Source organism: Bradyrhizobium sp. (assembly GCF_049519115.1).
GTDB lineage: Bacteria > Pseudomonadota > Alphaproteobacteria > Rhizobiales > Xanthobacteraceae > Bradyrhizobium.
On sequence record NZ_JBEKRB010000006.1, the window covers coordinates 40,056 to 62,551 of the forward strand.

The following is a 22,496-nucleotide window of genomic DNA, read 5'->3' on the forward strand; positions in this document are numbered from 1 at the left end:
TACCCGCTTTCTCGTCATTGCGAGGAGCGAAGCGACGAAGCAATCCAGACTTTTATTCTGGTCCTGGATTGCTTCGCTTCGCTCGCAATGACGAAGTCTCAAAATCCGAATCCCAATTGAGCCGCCTTTGGTTTGAAACGCTGGGCAAGGCTTGCGTCGTCAAGCAAATGCGGCGAGGGGCGATGATCGCTGAGAACGATGAAGGGCAGCGCCTTTTGCTTCGGGATATGAAGGCAGCCGAGATCGGCGGCGCGGATAGACGTCACGCGGCGCGTGGCGATGATCCGGTCGACTGCTTTGGTGCCGAAGCCGGGCACGCGTAATAGTTCCTCGCGGCTGGCACTGGCGACATCGAGCGGGAACCGGTCGCGGTGGCGCAGCGCCCAGGCGAGCTTCGGGTCGATGTCGAGCGGCAGCATTCCGGCGCCCTCGACGATTTCGTCGACATCGAAACCGTAGAAGCGCATCAACCAATCGGCCTGGTAGAGCCGATGCTCGCGCATCAACTGAGGGGCTGAAAGCGGTAGCGCACGGCTTGAATCCGGGATCGGGCTGAAGGCGGAGTAATAGACCCGCTTGAGATGGTAGGCGCCGTAGAGATTGGCGCTGGTTGCGAGGATGATCTGATCGTTCGAATTGTCGGCGCCGACGATCATCTGCGTGCTCTGGCCTGCGGGGGCAAAGCGCGGCGGCTTTATCTTCGACACTTTCGATACTTGGGCTTCCTTTTGGGCCTCCTTTGTTTCGTCGAGCTTGAGGCGAAGCCGGCCCATGGTGCGGCGGATTGCACGCACGTCTTTTTCCGGCGCGAGCCGTGCGAGGCTATCCTCTTCGGGGACCTCGATGTTGATAGAGAGGCGGTCGGCATATTTGCCGGCCTCGGTGATCAAGGCATCATCGGCTTCCGGGATGGTCTTTAAATGAATGTAGCCGCGGAAATGATGTTCTTCGCGTAAGCTGCGCGCGACGTTGACCACTTGCTCCATGGTGTAATCGGCGCTGCGGATGATGCCAGAGGAGAGAAACAGGCCTTCGATGTAATTGCGGCGATAAAAGTCGATCGTGAGCTTCACGATCTCATCAGTCGTGAAGCGGGCGCGCGGCACGTTGCTGGAAGTGCGATTGACGCAATAGAGGCAATCGTAGTTGCAGGCGTTGGTGAGGAGCACCTTCAACAGTGAGATGCAGCGGCCGTCCGGCGCGTAGGAATGGCAGATGCCCATGCCGGGGGCGGTCGAGCCGAGGCCCTTGCCGTCGCTTGAATCCCGCATCTCGGTGCCGCTGGACGCACAAGAAGCGTCGTATTTGGCGGCATCTGCCAGGATTTCCAGCTTGCGTTGCACGTCCATCTCTAAATCCCTTTGATTCCATTCATGAATCGTCGAACCGCCAATTCGATTGACTCTTCGATCACCGTTAGCTTTAAATTAGAACATATCATGAACAAATGAGCCAGCTTCTGGTTCTCTAAAAACCGGCTCGGCGATCAGTTTTCAGAAGGACGCGGCGCATCGTGAAGATGAGCGCAGCACATAATCTTGCGACGTTACGCGACAGCATCGAGCGCCTCGAGACGCATGGCGCGGCCTATGGGTCGCGAAAGGTGCCGCTTGGGCATTCGGAGGCGGATGCGAGCTTGCAAGGCGGCCTCGCTTTGGGTGTCGTGCACGAGGTGTTTGCGGAAGCCGGACGGCAGAGCGCTGTGGCGACTGGCTTTGTCGCCGGGATTTCAGGGCGCGTGGCCGCGCGGCGTCCGGTGGTCTGGATCCGGCAGGATTTCACGGAAGTCGAAGCGGGCGCCGTCTCGATGAGCGGGTTTTCCGAACTCGGTCTCGATCCGCGCCTTCTCGTCAGCGTCCATGCCGCCGACGTCGACCATGCCTTGCGAACGGCCGCCGATGCACTCGCCTGCGATGCGGTGGGCGCCGTCGTACTGGAGGTCTGGGGCGAGGCGAGACAACTCGACCTTGTCGCCAGTCGCAAGCTGACATTGGCCGCGCAAGCTTCCGGCGCGACCGGACTGGTGTTGCGGATGGCGGCGGAGCCGAGGGCCTCGACCGCCGAGACCCGATGGATCGTGCGCGCGGCGCATTCGCCACCTGGCTCACACCCATCGAGTGCATGGGGATCGCCTTTGTTCGAGGCGCGGCTTGTCCGCAACCGTCATGGCCCGACCGGCCGTTGGATCATGGAATGGAAATGTGATGAGTGCCTTTTCGGAAGTCCGGCGGCGTATCCTCAGCCTGTGGCTGCCGCACCTGCCCATCGACCGCATCAAGCGAGCCAAAGCGTTTTCAAGCGAAGTAGGCGCCGGTTCGCGTGAAGAAAGCACCTCACATCCGGTCAAACCGGTTGATGGGTCCAGCATTGTCGTTGCCAGGCAAGACAACATGCTGCGGATTTCGGCGCTCGACGATGCGGCGGCGCATTTCGGCCTCGCGGTCGGCCTGCCGCTGGCGAACGCCCGCGCCATTTGCCCTGACGTGCAAGTCTACGATGCCGATGAAGCCGCCGACGCTGCGGCACTGAACGCCATCGCCTGTTGGTGCGATCGTTTCACCCCGCTGGTGGGGCTCGATGCTCCGCACGGTCTTTTTCTCGACATCACCGGCTGCGCCCATCTGTTCGGCGGCGAAGCGGCGATGATGAATCTGGTGTGCGCCGGCCTGACCGCGCAAGGGTTTACGGTCAGCGCTGCGATCGCTGCGACGGCCGTCTGCGCGCGAACGCTGACCCGTCACGTCCATGGCCGGATCGTTCGCGCAGGCGAGGAAGCCGCTGCGGTCGGTTCGCTACCGGTATCGGCGTTGGGCGCGGACATCACCGTGGTGACGGGTTTGCGCCGCGCCGGCTTGAAAACCATCGGCGAGGTCGCGGCGCGTGAGCGGCACGAAGTCACCGCCAGGTTTGGCGCTGCCTTTACGGCGCTGTTGGAACAGGCGCTGGGGTACAGCGATGCGCCGATCAGCCCGCGCAAGCCGCTGCCCGATTACATCGTGGAGAAGCGTTTTGCCGAACCGGTCGTGACCGAGGCGGTGATCTCGGCCACCCTGTCGGGGTTGGCCGGGATGCTGGTCGCGGCGATGGCAAAACAGGGCAAAGGCGCGCGGCGGCTGGAAGCCCGTTTTTTTCGGACCGATGGCGCGGTTCGCACCCTCATGGTCGACACCGGGCAGGCTGTTACCAGAGGCAAGGTGATCGACCGGCTGTTTCGGGAGCGGCTGGAGGCTTTAAGCGACCCGCTCGATCCCGGTTTCGGATTCGACCTCATTCGTCTGGCCGCAAGCCGCACCGAAATCGTCGTGCAACAGCAGCGCGATCTCGACGCCAACGTTCACGACAATGACGAGCTTGCAGCTTTGATCGATCGCGTTGCCGCGCGGATCGGCGGCAAGCGCGTGGTCGTTCACCTGCCGCAGGACGCGCACATTCCCGAGCGCGCGGTGTGGGCCGCGCCGGCGCAGCATCATCTGGTGGCAGCTGCGCAGGCCGTCTGGCCGGCGCGCATGGTGGGCGAGCCGCCGCTACGGCCATTGCGGCTGTTCGAGCGGCCGGAACAGATCAAGGTGATCGCCGAAGTGCCGGATGGTCCGCCGGCGCGGTTCGTCTGGCGGCGCGCCACCCATGCCGTGGTTCGCACCGAAGGTCCCGAACGCGTCGCCATGGAATGGTGGCGGGCGGGAAACGTGACGCTGACGCGCGATTATTTCCGCGTCGAGGACGAGGAGGGGCTGCGGTTCTGGCTCTATCGCGACGGGCTATTTGAAGAAGTCGAACAGCAGGAGGGCAGGGCCGTACTGCCGAACTGGTTCATGCATGGACTGTTCGCATGACGACTGGCAATACAGGCTACGCCGAAATAGGCATCACCACGAACTTTTCGTTCCTGCGCGGCGGTTCGCATCCACAAGCCTATGTTCATCAGGCGGCCATTCTCGGTCTTCCTGCCATCGGCATTGCCGACCGCAATACGCTTGCCGGCGTCGTGCGGGCTTTCAAGGAACTGGATAATCCCAAGATCGAACACAAGCCAAAACTTCTGATCGGATCGCGGATCGTTTTCATCGACGGCACGCCGGATATTCTGGTCTATCCGCGCGACCGCTCGGCTTACGGCCGGCTGTGCCAGTTGTTGACGCAAGGCAAGCGCGGCGAGGAGACCCTCAAGGGCGAGTGCCACTTGAAGATCGACGATCTCCTGGAGTTTGCCGAAGGGCAATTTCTCGTGCTGACGCTGCCGCATCGTTTCGAAGAAGTGAAAGCGGACAAAGTTCTGGAGCGGCTGCGGGGAAGTCGCGCCGACGGCGTCTGGCTGGCGGCAAGCCTGTTATATCGCGGCGACGACCGGCGGCGTCTGGCCCGGCTCAAGCGCATCGCGGATCACGCTCGTGTGCCGTTGCTGGCGACCAATGAGGTGCTTTACCACCATCCGTCGCGCCGTCCCTTGCAGGATGTCCTCACCTGCATCCGCGAGAAGACGACCATTGAAGCGATCGGCAAGCGTCTGGAGGCCAATGCCGAACGTCATCTCAAGCGGCCAGAGGAAATGACGCGGCTGTTTCGCGATGCGCCGGAGGCTATCGCGGAGACCATGCGATTTGCCGCCGGCATCACCTTTTCGCTCGATCAGCTCAAGTATCAGTATCCCGACGAGCCGGTGCCGCGGGGCAAGACTGCGCAGCAGCACCTGGAAGATCTGACCTGGGCGGGCGTGCAGACCTATTTCGCAGGCCAAATCGACGACACGTTGCGCGCCACTTTACGCAAGGAGCTCGATCTCATCTCTGAGCTGAAATACGCGCATTACTTTCTCACCGTGCATGACATCGTGCATTATGCGCGCAGCCAGAACATCCTGTGTCAGGGGCGGGGATCGGCGGCCAATTCCGCCGTGTGCTACGTGCTCGGCATCACTTCCGTCGATCCGACCCAGGTCGATCTGCTGTTTGAACGTTTTATTTCCAAGGAACGGCTGGAACCGCCCGACATCGACGTCGATTTCGAACATTCGCGGCGCGAGGAGGTGATGCAATATGTCTACCGGCGTTACGGCCGTCATCGCGCGGCGATCATTGCAACCGTCATTCATTACCGGCCACGCAGCGCGATCCGCGACGTCGGCAAGGCGCTCGGGCTGACCGAGGATGTGACCGCGGCGCTGGCCGATACGGTGTGGGGAAGCTGGGGCAGTGGCCTCAACGACATGCAGGTCAAGCAGGCCGGTTTCGATCCGAAAAACCTGATGGTGGAGTTGGCGGTCGAACTCGCCACCGAGCTGATCGAGTTTCCACGGCACCTGTCGCAGCATGTCGGCGGCTATGTGCTGACGCAGGACCGGCTCGATACTTACGTGCCGATCGGCAATGCCGCGATGGATGATCGTACCTTCATCGAATGGGACAAGGACGATGTCGATGCGCTGAACATGATGAAGGTCGATGTGCTGGCGCTGGGAATGCTCACCTGCATTCGCAAATGTTTCGACCTGATCGCCGAACACAAGGGCGAGCGTTACGAGCTCGCCGACATAAAATCAAAGGACGATGACGAAGTTTATCAGATGCTGCAAAAGGGAGAATCGCTCGGGGTTTTCCAGGTCGAGAGCCGTGCGCAGATGAACATGCTGCCGCGCCTGAAGCCGCGCACCTTCTACGACCTTGTCATTGAAGTGGCGATCGTGCGGCCCGGTCCGATCCAGGGTGATATGGTGCATCCTTATTTGCGCCGGCGAAATAAAATTGAGAAGGAAAACTACCCGTCTCCCTCGCCGGAGCATGGTCCTTCGGACGAATTATACAAGGTCCTGCACAAGACGCTCGGCGTGCCGCTGTTTCAGGAACAGGCGATGCGGATTGCGATCGAGGCCGCGGGATTTTCTTCCGAGGAAGCCAATGGCTTGCGCCGCGCGATGGCGACATTCCGTAATGTCGGGACGATCGGAAACTTCGAAGAGAAGATGGTCAATAACATGATCAGGCGCGGCTATGATCGGACATTCGCCCAAAATTGCTTTGAACAGATCAAGGGTTTCGGATCTTACGGCTTTCCTGAAAGCCATGCCGCAAGTTTCGCGCAGCTTGTCTACGTCTCGTCCTGGCTGAAGTACTGGCACCCTGACGCGTTCTGCTGCGGGCTGTTGAATTCGCAGCCGATGGGTTTTTATGCCCCGGCGCAGATTGTCAGTGACGCCCGCAAGAACGGCGTCAAGGTGCGCGAGATCGATGTGTCCTTTAGTCATGCCCAGAACACGCTGGAAGAAAGAGATGGAAAATATTGCGCGGTGCGGCTCGGATTCCGCCAGATCGACGGCTTCAAGTGGAAGGATGCGGATGAGGAGCAGTTGAAATATATCCAATCGTCATTCCGGGATGCGCCGTTAGGCGCAGGCCCGGAATCCATTCAGCCGCGTGCGCGCTCAGAAATAGATTCCGGGCTCTCGCTTCTCGATCCCCGGAATGACGGTAATGACGACTGGGCCGATCGCATCGTCGCCGCGCGGGCGCGCCGCCCCTTTACCTCGTTGGAAGATTTTGCCCGTGACACGGCACTGCCCAAGCGCGCATTGATTTTGTTGGCGGATGCCGACGCGTTTCGTTCTATCGGGCTCGACCGTCGTGCAGCGTTGTGGGCGGTGCGGCGTCTGCCCGATGATGTACCGTTGCCGCTATTTACGGCCGCCACAGCCCGCGAACAGCCGGATGAGCAGGCGCAGCCTTTGCCGTCGATGCCGATCTCGGAACATGTGGTGGCGGATTATCAGACCATTCGCCTGTCGCTGAAGGGGCACCCGATGGAGTTTTTGCGCACGAGGTTTACGCGCGAAGGCGTCATCGCCTGTTCATCGGTGTCGGATGCGCGAGACAAACAACATGTCCGCTGTGCCGGCGTGGTACTGGTGCGGCAACGTCCAGGCAGCGCCAAGGGCGTCGTCTTCATGACGCTGGAAGATGAAACCGGCATCGCCAATATCGTGGTGTGGCCGAAGGTGATGGAACGTTTCCGTAAAGAAGTGATGGGCTCACGGCTGATCCTGATCGAAGGCACCATTCAAAGCAGCCCGGAAAAGGTCGTGCACCTCGTGGCTGAACGGCTGTTCGACCGTTCCCACGATCTCCTCGATCTCGCCAACGACATCCCTCGCGGGAAACACTCACTGCCGGCCGGCGCTACGGTCGTCGAATCGCTCAACGATGACAGGCGCGACCATCCGGACAAGCCGGCGCAAAAAATCCGCCATCCCCGCAACGTCCGTATCCTGCCGCCATCGCGGGATTTTCATTAGTGTCAGGTATCGGCCAGTCCGAACCCTCCGATTGAAACGGCAGGTCTACGACTTGAGACGAGGTCGCCGATCAGGCGACCGGACGCCAGAGCCAGCGTGAACCCGAGCGCCCCGTGACCGATGTTCAACCAGAGATTATCGAAGGAGGTCCGATCGATGATCGGAAGGCCCTTCGGTGTGGCGGGACGAAGTCCGCACCACGCGACCGCTCTGTCGAAGTCAGCAGCGCCCGGGAACATCGCCGCGGCCGCCGCGCGGAGCGTCGCGACACGACGGGGGTTCAAGTCGGCGCGCCGGCCATTAATGTCCGCCATGCCGGCTATCCGCAACCGGTCGCCGAGGCGCGCATAGACCATCTTGCGCTCATAGTCGGTGATGCTGATGCGCGGCGCGACCGCTCCAGCATCTATCGGAGCCGTGAGGCTATACCCTTTCAACGGGTATAGCGGCACACGAATTCCCAGCGTTCCGAGCAATGGCACGCTGGAGGCTCCGGTTGCGATCACGATGTGATCGGCATCGATATCTTCATTCCCCACCAATGCCACTGCCCGCCGTCCGAACGACCGTCGCAGGCGGGTGACGGTGGTTCCGAAACGGAATGCGACACTCCGCTTGCGCAACGAGCGCATCAATCCGACGCAGAACCGATAGCAATCGCCGCTGTCTTCACCGCTGGTGAAGATGCCTCCGCGCAAGCGGTCGGCGAGATGAGCAAGCGCCGGCTCTCTTGCAACACAAGCGTCGACATCCAGTGCTTCCTGCTCGCAGCCCAGCGATCGCTGATAGTCCAGTAGACGCCGCGCCGCATCGAATGAGGCACCCGTCCGATGAACCACCAGCTTGCCGGCGTTGGCATGATCGAAATTCAAATCGGGTTCGCGAGCGAGTAATTCGTCCATCAGATCGCGACTGAAGAACGACAGCGAAAGCAATCGGCGTGTCGATTCCTCGCTTTGGCGATGCGTGCAGGCACGCACGAATCGCATCACCCAGTTCCATTGCTGGAGATCGACGCCGGGACGGAAGTGAATCGGCGAATCCCGTTTCAAAAGCCATTTCGGCAGCTTCGAGAGCACGCCCGGACCAGCCAACGGAGCGACATAGCTATAGGAAAGCTGGCCGCCATTGGCAAAACTCGTCTCGCTCGCAACATCGTCGTTGCGCTCGATGACCGTGACCTGGTGCCCGTCCGCTCGCAGATACCATGCCGTGGTTAGGCCGACGACGCCGGCTCCGAGGACGACAACATGCTTGGCCACACCAAAGCTCCTGATGAACAGGAGCCACTTTCTTCAATTTCCTGGCGGCGTCCAATATCGATCGGCAGGCGGGATATAGACGCAGGTTATATCCCGCCGAACGTGAAAGAACCCACGGCCCTAGCATACCTCACGCAGGAGCTTCATCAGACGTTCCGCGGCTCGCGGCGGCGGGCGCTCATGCTGGGTCAGAGCATACACATTCAGACTGGAAGCAATCTCCACCGGCCGCACCTGGATGTCCGTGACGCCGGCCGGATAGTTGGCCGTGAGGGAGTCGACCAGCGCGACGCCGACATTCGCCTGCACCAAGGACTTCGCCAGCGTATAGGTCTGCACCGAAATCGCGCTTTTCGGGGTTGCTCCCGCATCCTCCAGCCAATCGGAGAGGATGCCGCCGAGGTAATCGTCGGCGTCGATGGTGATGAGCGGTTGATCGGTCAACTCCTCGGCCCGCAACGGGCGCTTCAGAAGTTTGTCGGGCCACCAGCCCGCGGGCGCGATCGCGCACAGGCCGCAACTCCGCAGCTCAGTGAGTACAAGATTGGGATGCGACACCGGGCGCATGGTCAGACCAATCTCGATTTCATTGAGCAGCAGCGCTTGCTCGATTTCCCGCGTATGCGCGACGGACAGTTCGCAACGCGACTGCGGGAATGCGCGGCACCAGCGGGCCACGGCTTGCGGCAACAAGTGATGGGCGAGCGCAGGCGTTGCTGCGATTCGCAGCGGTTGAACCGAGCCACGCGAAAGACTGGTGGCGAGCCTTCGAATGCGCCGCAGCTGTTCATCGAAGGGTGTCAGCTCCCGCTGCAATTGCAGCGCCTCCTGGGTGGGCACCAATTTTCCCTTGCTGCGCAGAAACAGCGGAAACCCGACCGACTGCTCTGCATGCTGGAGGATCTTGCTCACCGCGGGCTGCGAGATATTCAGGATTTTGGCCGCGCCGTTCGTCGAACCGGTCAGCATGATCGCGCTGAAAACTTCGATGTGTCGCAAGCGCACCTGTTTCCTCCGGGTGACGCCAAGTCTCACCTGCGCACCATGATAGCCAACATCAATTCCGGCGTGCGTTGCGCTGTCAACCCTGCGACGCTCCTATAACCCCGGGTTATATCGTGGGTTTCTCTTTTCATTGGGCCCAGCGAAATAGCGGCATCTACAGTCGGTTGCGACCAGACGGGTAGTTCGGCGCAGGTGAACCATCAAAGCCGGATGTGCCGTGGGGGAGGGGGAGTTTCATGGAAACCGGCTTTTCCAGATTGCAAAAGATTGCCTGCCTTTCTGGATTGTTTTCGGCCTGGGCGGTGGGATATGCCGACCGTATCCTGATGAGCATTGCGGTGATCCCGATTGCCCGCGAATTCTCGCTCGACGCCGGCCAGGCCGGCATGCTGCTCAGCGCCTTTTATGTCAGCTATGCTGTGATGCAGCTCGCCGGCGGCTGGCTGTCGGATCGCTACGGTTCGCGGGTCGTCGTCGTGTCTTGCATCGTCGCGTGGTCGGTATTCACCAGCGCCACCAGCTTCGCCTGGTCATTCGCGTCGCTGCTGGCGATCCGCTTCATGTTCGGGCTCGGCGAGGGCAGCTTTCCTCCGGCGAGTTCGGTCACGGTCGCCGAAGTCTTCCCAAAACCGGAACGCGCGCGGGCGAAGTCGTTCCTGATCTCCACGGTGTTTCTCGGCAACGCAGCCGGCGCCGGCCTGATTGGCGCCACCGTCGCCTATCTCGGCTGGCGCGGATCGTTTCATATTCTGAGCGCCGCCGGATTCGCAGTCGCGCTGTTCCTTTGGTTTGCGCTACGCGGCGGCATCGCAGCCCAGCGTGTGCACGTTGCCAGCCGCGCGCCTCAGCCGTGGGGATCGCTGTTCCGAAACCCGATGGCGTGGAAATTGACGGCAATCTGGTCTTTTACCAGCCTGCTTTATATCGGGGTTCAATCCTGGATGCCGACCTACCTGACGAAGACCTGTGGGATCGATCTGAAGCAGGTCGGTCTTGCGACCATGATCCCGAATCTGATCGCGTTTGCCGGAACCAATGTCGTCGGGCTGCTGCTGGACAAGCATGGCAAGGACCACGAGAGGATGTTCATGGTCCTCGGAGCCTTCTTCAGCGCCGTTTTCCTCGCGCTGCTGATAACGACGGCCTCGCTCTCGCTGGTGTTGGTTTACTGGACGCTGCTGCTGCTGGCGTTCAATTTTGTCTATGCTACGGTTTTCGCAGCACCGCTCCGGCACTTTCCCGAGCATTTGATCGGCAGCACGACAGGGCTGATGAATTTCGGTGGACAAATCGGCGGTTCGGTTGCGCCCGCCGCGATGGGCGCGCTCATCGCAGCGAGCGGAGGTTCTTATATCGCGGCGTTTTGCCTGTTGCTGGCGTCCGCGGTCACGTCAGCCGCTGTCGGCATGATCTGGCGGCCGACAGGCGCTCCGGTCTACGCTGTTCAGCCGGCAGGCACCCCATAGAGACAGGAGTTCACTATGACTGATCGCACGGGCGATCCGTTCGATATCCTCATTCGCGGCGGAACGGTGATCGACGGGACAGGCCAACCGCGCTTCGATGCGGATGTCGGTATCCGCGATGGCTTGATCGCCGCCATCGGCGATCTGACGGAGGCGCAGGCGACCGTTACTCTCGAATCCCGCGGAAAGATCGTCGCGCCGGGCTTCATCGATTCCCACACCCATGACGACCATGCGCTTCTGTCCGACCCCGACATGACATTCAAGATCTCGCAAGGCGTCACCACCGTGGTGACCGGCAATTGCGGAATTAGCCTCGCGCCGCTCCGGCCGGATCTGCCGCGCCCGATGCCGCAAAGTCTGTTGGGGGCCGGCGACCAGTCTCCTTGCACGTTCGAACGTTTTGCCGACTACCTGGAAGTGTTGCGGCGCGCGCCTGCATCGGTCAACGTCGCCGCGATGGTTGGGCATACGACGCTGCGCCTGATGACCATGGATTCGCTTGATCGTCCCGCTCGGCCTGAAGAAGTTGCCGCGATGCGCGGGCTCGTCGTCGAAGCGCTCGAGGCGGGTGCGATCGGCGTATCCACCGGCACTTACTACCCTCCGGCCGCGATGGCGCCGACCGAGGAAGTCATCGAGGTTTGCCGGCCCATCGCCGGCACCGGCGCGGTCTACGCGACGCACATGCGCGACGAGGCGGAAGGCTGCGTCGACTCCTTGAATGAATCCTTCGAGATCGGCCGCGCCCTGAATGCAACCGTTGTGATTTCCCATCACAAGCTGATCGGCGAAGCGAATTTCGGCAAGTCGGCCGTGACGCTGCCTTTGATCGGCGCGGCGATGAAGTGTCAGTGCCTTGCGCTCGACTGCTATCCCTATGCGGCCAGTTCGACCATGCTTCACACCGACGAGGTGAGGCTGCGGGGGCGCGTCCTGATCGCCGAATGCGAGCAGCATCCGGAATATGTCGGCCGCGAGCTCGCCGATATTGCGGAGGAATGGAAGGTCAGCCGGCTCGAGGCGGCGCGCCGCCTGCAACCTGCAAGCGCCATCTATTTCATCATGGACGAGGGCGATGTGAGAAATATCCTGGCCTTCGAACACACGATGGTCGGCTCCGATGGCCTGCCTGGCGGGACCAAGCCGCATCCGAGACTCTGGGGAACGTTTCCGAGAGTTCTCGGCCACTATAGCCGCGACCTTGGCCTGTTTTCGCTGGAAACCGCCGTTTGGAAAATGAGTGGCCTGACCGCGAAAAACTTCGGTCTGGCCAACCGAGGAACAATCGCAACAGGACACCATGCCGATGTCGTCGTGTTTGATGCTGCGACCGTGATCGACAAGGCTACGTACGATACCCCGACGGAGCCGGCCGAAGGTATCGAAGCGGTGATCGTCAACGGCGCTTTGACCTGGCACCAGGGAATCCATAGCGGCGCGCGCTACGGCCAGGTCATCACACGCGTAGGGCGGTCCTAATCTCGTCGAGGCGCGAAGGCGGCAAAAGCTCCGAGATAGGTTTTTGAGAGCGGCGTGGCATAGGCGCCCGTTTTCGAGGTCTTCAAGCCGAGAACGCTGCACGCCTCGGCCAATTTGACCGCGCTCGCGACGCCGTCGATGACCGGCAGGCCGTGCTGCTCGCTCAGGCGCGCGGCGAGGTCGGCCATGCCGGCGCAGCCGAGCACGATGGCCTCGGCGCGGTCCTTGTGCCGGGCGCGTTCGATCTCCGCGCTGATTTGCGCCGAGGCGTTGGAGGCGGGATCGTCGAGCGCCAGCACCGGCACCTCACAGGCCCGAACCTTGGCGCAGCGGCTGGCGAGCCCGTATTTCATGAGATTGGTTTCGATCGCGGGAATCGAGCGGGACAGCGTCGTGACGACCGCAAAGCGATGCGCCACCAGGGATGCCAGATGAAAGGCGGCCTCGCCGATGCCGATCACCGGCGCGGAGGCGAGGGAGCGGGCAGCTTCCAGACCCGTATCGTCGAAACAGGCAATGATGTGGGCCGAGACCCCCGAAGCTTCGCCCTTGGCGATTTCAGCCAGCAGTCCGGGTACGGAGAACACCTCGTCGTAATAGCCTTCGATCGAGACCGGTCCGTCCGCCGGATTGACCGCGATGATTTCGGTGCCGGGCGCTGCCACGGCGCGGGCGGCCGCGCCGATCTTGTCGGTCATAGCGACTGACGTGTTCGGATTGACGACGAGAATGCGCATGGGGCGCACTCTACACCATTCCCTTGCCGGCATCCGAGCCGTGACGCCGCTGCCGGGCCTGCAGCACCAGAATGACGATCAGGGCGGTGAAGATCACCAGGAACGATACCGCGCTGGTCAGCGTGCCCAGCGCATAAATGTCTGGCTTGGTGACGGTTGTGGTGAGGCCCTGCAATTCAAGCGGCAGGGTGTTGACGGAACCGATGGCCTGGCTCGAGCGGGCGAGTTCGTCCCACGACAGGGTAAAACCGAACAGGCCGATGCCGACCACCGACGGCAGGATGATCGGCAGCACCACATAGCGGAACGTCTGCCATGGCGTCGCGCCGAGGTCGCGCGCGGCTTCTTCGAGCCGGCCGTCAAACCGGTTGAAGATGGCAAACATGATCAGAAGTCCGAACGGCAGGGTCCAGGTGAGGTGGGCGCCGAGACCGGACGAGAACAATCCCATTCCGGTGGTCCAGCCCTCAACACCGAGGCTGTTGACGAAATCATCCAGCAGGCGGAATTCGAGGCCAATGCCGAGCGAGGTGATGATCGACGGCATGATCAGGCTGGCGATCGCGACATAGAACAGAACGGTAGCGCCGCGGAACGGTTTGCGGAAAGCCATGCCAGCCGATACCGAGAACAGCACCGTCAGCACCATCACGACGAGACCGAGTTCGAGCGAACGTTTGAACGCAGCGCCGATATCGACGATGCCGCCACCCGAGAATACCCTGGAGAACCAGACCAGCGAGGTGCCGTTCATCGGAAACGTCAGGCCGCCGTCGGGACCTTGAAACGAGAGGATGTAGATCGCGAACATCGGGCCGTACAGAAACAGCACATAGGCGATGAAAAACAACGCCAGAAAATAGAATGACCGTGGCCGCTTCTCGCCCATCGGGTTCTCTTACAGTTCTTTGCGGATATCGACGATCCGCGTCAGGGAGGAAATGATCAGGATGGTGATGCCAAGCAGGATCACCGCATTGGCCGCGGCGGCCGGGAATTGCAGGGCGTTAAGCCGCGTTTCGATGATCTTGCCGGCCGACGCAATCTGCTGTCCGCCCATCACGCCGACGGTGACGAAATCCCCCATCACGATGGTGATCACGAAAATCGATCCGATCACGATGCCGGGCTTGGCCAGCGGGATCACGATGTTCACCAGCGTCTGCCATCCGGTGGCGCCGGCGTCGTAAGCCGCCTCGATCAGCCGCTTGTCGATGCGGATCATCGAGTTGAAGATCGGCACCACCATGAAGAACGTGAACAGGTGGACCAGCGCCAGCACCACGGAGAATTCGGAGAACAACAGCCATTCGAGCGGCTGATGAATCAGGCCCATGCCCTGAAGGCCCTTGTTGACGAGGCCGTTGCGGCCGAGCAGGGGAAGCCACGCGATCATGCGGATCACGTTGGATGTCCAGAACGGAATCGTACAGAGCAGTGTCAGCACGATCTGCCAGGTCTTGGAGCGGACGTGGAAAGCGAGAAAATAGGCGACCGTGAAGCCGATCAACAGTGTCAGCACCCACGTCAGCACGCATAATTCCAGCGTCTTCAGATAGGTTTTCAGGATCGTGCAGAGTTCGGGCAGATCGGCGATGCAGCCTTCGAACGTATCGGTGTAGCCGCGCAGGCTGAAGGCGGGAACCATCTCGTATTCGTTATAGTCCCACGCGCTGACGATGACGACGAACAGCAGCGGCAACAGAAAGAACAGCGAAAAGACCAGCATCATCGGCACGGCCTGCAGCCACGCAGCAAAAGATTTGCGGTCTTGCGTCATGGAAAAGGCCGGTTTTGGATCAGGTGGAAGCGTGCCCGAAAAGCCGATCCTGCCGCGCCGGGGCGCGGACAGGATCTGAAAATCAAATCAAGCGGCGATGAATTCATTCCACTTGCGGACCATGTAGTCGTTTTCGTCCATGACCGCGTTCCAGCAGGCGACCGCGCCCATGCGGTCTTCGTAGGAGCCGCCGTCGCGCTTGGCGCCGGCCTTTTCGAGAACAGTGCCGTCCGGCGCCTTGATGTCGTTGATCGCCGGCTTGCCTTCCATCCAGTAGCCCCATTCGTCCGCGGACATGTTGGCCTTGGCCGTGGAAAGAACGGCCGAATAGTAGCCTTGGCGGTTCAAATACGCTCCGGCCCAGCCCGACAGGAACCAGTTGACGAATTCATAGGCCAGGTCGAGCTTTTGTCCTGAGACGGCCTTCGACACGCAGAAGCCCGAAGCCCAGGAACGATAGCCTTCCTTGAGTGGCTGGAAGGTGCAGGCGATACCCATCGAGCGCACCTTGGTCACGGCGGGCGACCACATCGACTGGATGATGGTTTCGCCTGACGCCATCAGGTTGACGGATTCGTTGAAGTCCTTCCAGAACGCGCGGAACTGACCGGCCTTCTTGGCCTCGGTCATGAGCTTGATCGTGAGATCGATCTCCTGCTTGGTCATGTTGCCTTTGTCGGCATATTTGTGCTGGCCGGTCGCTTCCACCACCATCGCCGCGTCCATGATGCCGATCGACGGAATGTTGAGGATCGAGGCTTTGCCCTTAAATTCCGGGTTGAGCAGTTCGGCCCACGAGTCGATCGGCCGCTTGATCAGGTCAGGACGGATGCCCAGCGTATCCGCATTGTAGACCGTGGGAATAAGCGTAACGAACTCGGTTGGCGTGCTTGAAAATTTCTTGGAATTGGCGCCTTCGAGATACAGTACCTTCCACGGCGCGGTGCCCTGGCTGCCGATCTTCTTGCCGCTCGGCAACTGGCCCTTGGTGAACACCGGCGTGATGTTGTCAAATTGTTTGATCTTCTTGGCGTCGAGCGCCAGAATATTGCCGGACGGGATCAGCTTCTTCAGCGAAAAATATTCGGTGTCGAGCACGTCGAACGAGTTCGGCTGGGTGACCACACGCTTGGTCACGTCGTCGGTCGTGGCCGTGATGTATTCGATCTTGATGCCGGTATCTTCCAGGCACTTCTTGGCGATGTCGTCGCCTTCATTCACGGCCGTGCCGAGATAACGCAGAACCTTCGGTTCGGCGGATTTGACGTAAGGAAATCCGCTGATGGCGCCCGAGCCCGCGGCAAGGCCGACCGCGCCGGCCGTGCCCTTCAGAACGGCGCGGCGGCTCACACTGTTGTTCATCGTCTTTACGAAATTACTCATGGCTATCTCCAAAGATGTCAGATCGCCGGTTCTGGCGACCGGACGGTTACGGAACTGCGAGAGCTCTTGAGAAGGCTCGCCTGCGACGGATCCCAGCTGGCGATCACTTTTTCGCCGATGCGGTAATTGGCACGGTCATATTGGTCTTCGCTGAGCTGAGCCGAGATGTCGGCTCCCCCGTCGGCTGCGATGGCGACGCGGACATAGGTCCCCTGATACTCGACTTCACTGACCGTGCCCGCGATCGATGGACCGCCCAGAACGTCGCCCGGTCGTTTGAGGATCAGACGATCGTTGCGGACCGCGTAGGTTTCGCCGTCCACCGAAATCACGGCGTGGCCGCCAATGAACTTCGCGGTGAATTCGGTCCTGGGATGGTTGAAGATTTCCCGCGGCGAATCCTGCTGCTCAATCTTTCCGGCATTCATGAGCACCACGATGTCGGCGAGCGCCATCGCCTCGTCCTGGCTGTGGGTGACATGGATGAACGAGATGCCGAGTTCGCGTTGCAATCGCTTCAGCTCGGTTCGCATGCGCAGCCGCAGGAACGGATCGAGCGCGGAAAGCGGCTCGTCCAAGAGCAGGATCTGCGGCGAGGTGATCAGCGCCCGCGCCAGCGCCACGCGCTGCTGCTGGCCGCCGGAAAGCTGCGGCGGTAGCCGCGCCGCATAGGCCTGCATGTCGACCAGTTCGAGCAGTTTTCTGGCTTCGGCATGGCGTTCGGCCTTGTCGACGCCCCGCATCTTCAGCGCGAACGCCACGTTGTCGAGCACCGACAGATGCGGAAACAGCGCGTAGGACTGAAACATCATCGCGGTGCTACGCTGGGCGGGCGGCAAATCAGTGACGTTGCGCGGGCCGACGATGATGTCGCCGGATGAGACCGATTCATGACCCGCGATCATGCGTAAGGTGGAAGTCTTGCCGCAGCCGGACGGTCCCAACAGGCAGCAATACGAACCCGCCGGGATTTTAAGATTGATGGCGTCAACGGCAGTCACGTTGCCGTAGACCTTCGACAGTTGCACGAGCTCTAACGCCGCAGCCTTGCTTGTCATCCGCTTCCCGCCGGGAGGAGTGGCTTTCCGGGCAGGGATGCAACGGATGTGCCAGAACGATTAAAAATCCCGCTTGTTTGAAGGAGTTGACGACCTTTCGTGAACCCACGCGAAAAGGTTCGGCGGTTGTGGGAAAGAACGCGTCGCAATGATCAACGAGCGCGCCTGTTTGTGTGCCGCGGCGAGCACCAGCAGCGCCACTGCTGAAGATGCCCAAAGATTGAGCGGCCGCTTTAATATTCAGGCAAACGGAGGCCGCCCAAGGGACCGCCTCAGGCGTCCGGCCCGGTCATGACGAACCGACGACTTTCGCGACTCCGTCTGCGGTTCGAATGCAAGGTATCCCATGAGGCGCGGCGCGTCGGCTGTTTGCCCGTCGGGCAAATCAGCCGCAGCCGTGTCCAGTCCCTCCCGCAAAAATATTTCGCTTAACCCGTCGGGCAAATCACTCCTAGAGCGCGGGTTCCGCCCGAAAGGGGCGTTGGCCATCGTCACGAACGTTGGGCGGGATGCGGTGGACGTTGTCGTGCCTCAAGGACGAACGGTACGAAAGCGGACGGCGAAGTCGTGTGGTCCTGATGCCTCGACGCTAGCGTCAAGTTGGCGATGAAACTTTCGCTTCACGCCGATGACGGGGGCAAGAAAGCCCGATCCCCGGAGAGAGCGCGAAGGAAGCCGTTAAAACCATTCGCGCAGGGAATGCCGGAATGTTCGGCGAACCTGTGGTGACTAACTCATGTGCTTTTTTACTTTGCACATGAGGCTGCGCGTGCGCTGACGCACCCGGCATTCCCTGCTCCTTCCATTGTCGAGAGGGAGAAATGTCATTCCAACTCGGACGCGATCCGCGCCGCGAGATTGCGCTGGTGTGTCTAGATCTCGGGCGCGGCGCCGATCGGCGGGCCGCCGGGTGGCCGATGCAGGAAGGTGATCGATGCAAATGCGCCGAGCCATGAACCGATTGCCGCAAACGCGACATAGACCCAGTTCTCCGTATAGGAGATCACGGCATAGGACGAGAGCAGATACCAAATGCTGCTCCAGGTCGCCGCGGGTACGCGCTTTCGCGCCACCACGGCCGACGTGAACATGACATAGACCGCATCGGTTAAGGCAGTTGCAAGCAAGACGCCCCCGGCAGTCAACGGATCGATCGCAGCCATTGCGGTTCCTTCCATGGTAGGGCAGAGCAGTGAGGTTTAAGGAAGAGCAACCGACATGCAAAGCCCGAAACAAATCCTGGCCGATCTTTGGACCCTGGCCGGAGGTGAACCCTCTGCGCTCGACGCCGTCACGCTGACGGGTGAAGAGCCGCAACTGCCGTCGTCGTTTCGGGTCGCAGCCGCCGCCCAAACCAGCATTGCCGCGGCCGCGCTTGCAGCTGCTGAAATCTGGAAGCTGCGCAGCGGGCAAGATCAGAAAATCGCCGTCGACATGCGTCACGCCGTCGTCGAATGCCGCAGCGAGCGTTATTTGCGTCGCGACGGCAACCCGCCGCCACCGGCGTGGGATGCGATTGCCGGCGTGTACAAAACGCGCGGCCAACGCTTTGTTCGTCTGCATACCAACTTTCCGCATCACCGCGATGCCGTGTGCCGGGTCCTGAACTGCAACGCCGAACGCGATGAGGTTCAGGCCGCCTTGATGCAACGGGACGCCGAGGTGTTCGAGACCGCGGCCTATCAAGCGGGCGGCGTGGTCGCGATGATGCGATCCTACGACGAATGGTCAGAGACACCGCAGGGCAAAGCGCTTGCAGCGTTGCCGGTCATGACGATCGAGAAAATCGGCGGGGCTGCGCCGAAGCCTTGGCCAGTGGGGGAAAGGCCGCTCGCGGGCTTGCGCGTGCTTGATCTTTCGCGCGTGATCGCCGGCCCCGTCGCCGGCCGCACGCTGGCAGCCCACGGCGCCGACGTGCTGCTGATATCGGGCGCCGATCTCCCTGCGATTCCCTGGCTCACGATCGATACCGGTCGCGGCAAGCTGACGACGTTTATCGATCTCAAGCGCGACGAGGGCCGGGACCAACTGAAAAAGCTGCTAGCGGAGGCCGATATCTTTTCGCAAGGTTATCGCCCGCAAGCCCTTGCCGATCTCGGCTTCTCGGCTGAGGAGGCCGCGCGGATCAATCCCCGCATCATTTTCGTCTCGCTCTCGGCTTACGGCCATGTGGGGCCATGGGCGAGCCGCCGCGGTTTCGACTCGCTGGTGCAGACGTCGACAGGCTTCAACCATGCCGAGGGAGTGGCCGCGGGCATCGGTGGCCCGAAGGAGTTGCCGGCGCAGATTCTCGATCACGCCACCGGTTACCTGATGGCGTTTGGTGCCATGATGGCGAAAGCGCGCCAGTCGCGCGAAGGCGGCAGTTGGCACGTCCGCGTGTCGCTGGCGCAGACCGGGCGATGGATCTGGAATTTTGGCCGCGTTGTCGACGGCCTCAAGACGGAAGATTTGAAGGGCGAGGCGATACGGCCGTTTGTCGAACAGATGGAATCCGGCTTCGGGTCGTTGCAGGCAATCCGCCATACCGCGCAATTGTCGCAGACGCCGGCGTTATGGTCCCGGCCGGCCATGCCGCTCGGCAGTCACCTGCCGCAATGGCCGGCGCGCCACTAAAGCGCCGGCCTTTCGCGTGCGGTTTTCAGAAGCCGTAAAGCCTGGCCGGATTGTCGACCAGGATTTTCTTGCGCGTGGCAGGGTCCGGCGCCCAGACGGCGAGCTGGTTGAAGACGCGGCCATCGTCGATCTGATAGAGCGGCGTCAGGTCGGTCGGCTTCTTGTCGGGCGGCGTCACCGAATTCGGATGCGGCCAATCCGAGCCCCACACCAGGCGGTCAGGATTTGCGGCGATCAGCGCTTTCGCGAACGGCACCGCATCCGGATAGTCCGGGCCCTTGTTCGACAGACGATAGGCGCCGGAAATCTTCACATAGACCTTGCCGCTCTTCACCGCTTCGATAAGTTCTGCCCAGCCGGGCTGTTCGAGGCCGAGCGCGGCATCCGCCCCGCCGAAATGGTCGAATACGACAGGAACCGGCGACGAAGCGAGCACGTCCTTGATGGTCGTGAGCAATGGAAGATTGGTATAGCACTGCACGTGCCAGCCGCGCCCTTTGACGCGCTCGATGGCCGCTTCAAGCCGCTTGCGGCCGATGCCGGGATCGTTGAGGTTGCTGGTCGCAAGATTGACGCGGATGCCCTTGATGCCGGCCTTGCCCATCATGTCGAGATCGCTCTCCGGCGTCTTGTCGTCGATCACAGCCACGCCGCGCGCGGTGTTGCCGCGGAACTTGATGCCTTCGAGGGTCGCCCGGTTGTCGGTGCCGTAGACGCTCGGCGTCACGATCACGACGTTCTCGATACCAAGCGCCTTGTGCAGCGCCGCCATTTCTTCCGGAGAAGCGGGCTCCGGTGTGTAAACGCGCCCGTCGAAGAACGGATATTTTTCCGGCAAGTGGATGTGGGTGTGGCAATCGCAGGCATGAGCCGGAACGTCGAAATCGACCTTCGTGGTCGGCTGCGCCGCTTTGGCAAATGCGGCTCGATTTTGCATGGCAACGCCGGCGGCAACGGATGCAAGCAAAAGGTCGCGTCGATTAAGCATGGGTCGTCTCCTTTATTATACGGCTTTTTGGTTGAACTACTCGGCTGCGGCGGCGGCATTCGCCCGCGCGATCGCGGCGGGATCTCCGGCTGCGCGCGCCGCAAAGAAGGTGATGACCCCCGCCATCAGCGAACAGGCGGCGAGGAAGTAGAGCCCGGCCTGGAAGCTTTGCGTGGAATCCTTGATCCAGCCGACGATGACCGGTCCGAAATAGCCGCCGAGATTGCCGACGGCATTGATCATGGCGATCGCGCTCGCCGCCGCCGATCCGGTGAGGAAGAGCGACGGCATCGGCCAGAAGGCCGCGCGCGAACCATAGATGCCGACGGTGGCGGCGGACATTCCAAGCAGCGCCCAATAGGACGCGCCGGACCATCCCGCAAAAGCAAGCCCGAGCGCGCCCACCACGGAGGCCGTGATCAGATGCCAGCGGCGTTCCTTGTTGCGGTCGGACGACCAGCCCCAGGCGATCAGGCCGATCGTGCCGATGATGTAGGGTCCGGAGGAAACGATGCCCGTCATCATGTTGGAAAGGCCGATTCCCTTGACGATTTGCGGCATGAAGAAAACGACGCCGTAATTGGCGGTCACGCTCATGAGATAGATGAGCGACAGCGCGACGACGCGTGGATCGGCCAGGGCTTGTATCCAGGTCATGCGGCCGGTGCCCTCGACCTGGCGGCTTTCGCCATCCAGCCGCGTTTGCAACCAACTTCGCTCGTCATCGGCAAGCCATTCGGCGTGCCCTGGCCGGTCGGTCATGATGCGAAAGATGGCGAGGCCGAGCAGAACGGCGGGTATCGCCTCGATGATGAAAATCCACTGCCAGCCCCTGACGCCAAGCATGCCATCCATGTCGAGGATGGCCGAAGAGGCGATCGATGCAACGGCGTTGGCAACGGGCTGCGCGATAAAAAGGGTCGATATGACGCGACCGCGATACTCGGCAGGAAACCAGTAAGTCAGATAGAGGATCATGCCCGGGAAGAAACCGGCTTCCGCCGCCCCCAGCAGAAAGCGAATGATCAGAAAGCTGGTAGTCCCGGTGACGAGCGCGGTGAAGCCGGAGATAATCCCCCAGGTGATCATGATCCGCGCGATCCAGATTCTCGCACCGATCTTTTCCAGAATGAGATTGCTCGGGATTTCGAACAGGAAGTAGCCGAAGAAAAAGATTCCGGCGCCCCAGCCGTAAATGTAGGCGCTGAAGCCGAGATCCTTGTTCATGGTCAGCGAGGCGACGGAAATATTGCTGCGATCGATATAGGCGATGCAATAAGCGAGGGCGACCAGAGGCAACAACCGCCAGGAGACCTTTGCGATGGTCCGGCGCTCGATTGCCGATGTGGCTTCTGCAGCCGCCATGAAAATTCCTCCCGCTTTGCGCTTAGTTTCTTAAAACGTGGATGTTTCCTAACCCGCCTGCATCTCGCCTGT

Annotated in this window: 17 protein-coding genes; 6 read left to right on the top strand and 11 right to left on the bottom strand. The window is 61.2% G+C overall.

What is annotated here, in order from left to right; all coding sequences use genetic code 11:
- Window positions 1–98: 98 nt before the first annotated feature.
- Window positions 99–1,349: a putative DNA modification/repair radical SAM protein gene (locus tag ABSE61_RS06915; RefSeq protein WP_423870346.1), complete on the bottom strand. Its 1,251-nt coding sequence runs from the start codon at window positions 1,347–1,349 to the stop codon at window positions 99–101.
- A 170-nt stretch (window positions 1,350–1,519) separates the two neighbouring features.
- Here ABSE61_RS06915 and ABSE61_RS06920 point away from each other — a divergent pair, with 170 nt between their 5' ends.
- The 3 genes from ABSE61_RS06920 to ABSE61_RS06930 are packed head-to-tail and all read left to right on the top strand — an operon-like array spanning window position 1,520 to window position 7,282.
- Window positions 1,520–2,323 carry an ImuA family protein gene (locus tag ABSE61_RS06920; protein ID WP_423870347.1) on the top strand — a complete coding sequence of 268 codons (804 nt, stop codon included), beginning with the start codon at window positions 1,520–1,522 and terminating at the stop codon, window positions 2,321–2,323.
- Window positions 2,205–3,833, top strand: coding sequence for a Y-family DNA polymerase (locus tag ABSE61_RS06925; RefSeq protein WP_423870348.1), 1,629 nt, complete (start codon window positions 2,205–2,207; stop codon window positions 3,831–3,833). Before ABSE61_RS06920 ends, ABSE61_RS06925 begins: the two co-directional genes overlap by 119 nt.
- Entirely contained in the window at window positions 3,830–7,282 is a 3,453-nt protein-coding gene (locus ABSE61_RS06930) for an error-prone DNA polymerase (RefSeq protein WP_423870349.1), read from the top strand. Before ABSE61_RS06925 ends, ABSE61_RS06930 begins: the two co-directional genes overlap by 4 nt.
- A gap of 2 nt (window positions 7,283–7,284) precedes the next feature.
- On the opposite strand, the gene ABSE61_RS06935 is transcribed toward ABSE61_RS06930, so the two are convergent.
- Entirely contained in the window at window positions 7,285–8,544 is a 1,260-nt protein-coding gene (locus ABSE61_RS06935) for a D-amino acid dehydrogenase (protein WP_423870350.1), read from the bottom strand.
- Window positions 8,545–8,664: 120 nt separating this feature from the next.
- On the bottom strand, window positions 8,665–9,579 hold the full coding sequence (locus ABSE61_RS06940) for a LysR substrate-binding domain-containing protein (RefSeq protein ID WP_423870351.1): 915 nt from the start codon (window positions 9,577–9,579) through the stop codon (window positions 8,665–8,667).
- A gap of 206 nt (window positions 9,580–9,785) precedes the next feature.
- Here ABSE61_RS06940 and ABSE61_RS06945 point away from each other — a divergent pair, with 206 nt between their 5' ends.
- Entirely contained in the window at window positions 9,786–11,015 is a 1,230-nt protein-coding gene (locus ABSE61_RS06945; protein WP_423870352.1) for an MFS transporter, read from the top strand.
- 15 nt (window positions 11,016–11,030) lie between these two features.
- The gene (locus ABSE61_RS06950; protein WP_423870353.1) at window positions 11,031–12,497 is read left to right on the top strand and encodes an N-acyl-D-amino-acid deacylase family protein; all 1,467 of its coding nucleotides are present in this window, start codon (window positions 11,031–11,033) and stop codon (window positions 12,495–12,497) included.
- Here the strand turns inward: ABSE61_RS06950 and ABSE61_RS06955 are convergent.
- From ABSE61_RS06955 to ABSE61_RS06980, 6 genes are all read right to left on the bottom strand, one after another.
- Window positions 12,494–13,234, bottom strand: coding sequence for an aspartate/glutamate racemase family protein (locus tag ABSE61_RS06955; protein ID WP_423870354.1), 741 nt, complete (start codon window positions 13,232–13,234; stop codon window positions 12,494–12,496). The genes ABSE61_RS06950 and ABSE61_RS06955 overlap by 4 nt on opposite strands.
- Before the next feature lie 10 nt (window positions 13,235–13,244).
- A complete protein-coding gene (locus tag ABSE61_RS06960) occupies window positions 13,245–14,123 on the bottom strand; it encodes an ABC transporter permease (RefSeq protein ID WP_423870355.1) in 879 nt (292 codons plus the stop codon).
- A gap of 9 nt (window positions 14,124–14,132) precedes the next feature.
- On the bottom strand, window positions 14,133–15,014 hold the full coding sequence (locus ABSE61_RS06965) for an ABC transporter permease (RefSeq protein ID WP_423870356.1): 882 nt from the start codon (window positions 15,012–15,014) through the stop codon (window positions 14,133–14,135).
- An 87-nt stretch (window positions 15,015–15,101) separates the two neighbouring features.
- Window positions 15,102–16,397: an ABC transporter substrate-binding protein gene (locus tag ABSE61_RS06970; RefSeq protein ID WP_423870357.1), complete on the bottom strand. Its 1,296-nt coding sequence runs from the start codon at window positions 16,395–16,397 to the stop codon at window positions 15,102–15,104.
- A gap of 17 nt (window positions 16,398–16,414) precedes the next feature.
- Complete coding sequence (locus ABSE61_RS06975; protein ID WP_423870358.1) at window positions 16,415–17,455, bottom strand: ABC transporter ATP-binding protein; 1,041 nt, start codon at window positions 17,453–17,455, stop codon at window positions 16,415–16,417.
- A gap of 872 nt (window positions 17,456–18,327) precedes the next feature.
- Window positions 18,328–18,618, bottom strand: a complete 291-nt coding sequence (locus tag ABSE61_RS06980) for a hypothetical protein (protein WP_423870359.1) — start codon at window positions 18,616–18,618, stop codon at window positions 18,328–18,330.
- 55 nt (window positions 18,619–18,673) lie between these two features.
- Between ABSE61_RS06980 and ABSE61_RS06985 the strand changes: the two genes are divergently transcribed.
- Window positions 18,674–20,071, top strand: a complete 1,398-nt coding sequence (locus ABSE61_RS06985) for a CoA transferase (RefSeq protein ID WP_423870360.1) — start codon at window positions 18,674–18,676, stop codon at window positions 20,069–20,071.
- A 25-nt stretch (window positions 20,072–20,096) separates the two neighbouring features.
- Here the strand turns inward: ABSE61_RS06985 and ABSE61_RS06990 are convergent, their stop codons facing one another.
- Window positions 20,097–21,059: an amidohydrolase family protein gene (locus ABSE61_RS06990; RefSeq protein WP_423870361.1), complete on the bottom strand. Its 963-nt coding sequence runs from the start codon at window positions 21,057–21,059 to the stop codon at window positions 20,097–20,099.
- Between the two features lie 36 nt (window positions 21,060–21,095).
- Window positions 21,096–22,424: an MFS transporter gene (locus ABSE61_RS06995; RefSeq protein WP_423870362.1), complete on the bottom strand. Its 1,329-nt coding sequence runs from the start codon at window positions 22,422–22,424 to the stop codon at window positions 21,096–21,098.
- Between the last annotated feature and the right edge of the window lie 72 nt (window positions 22,425–22,496).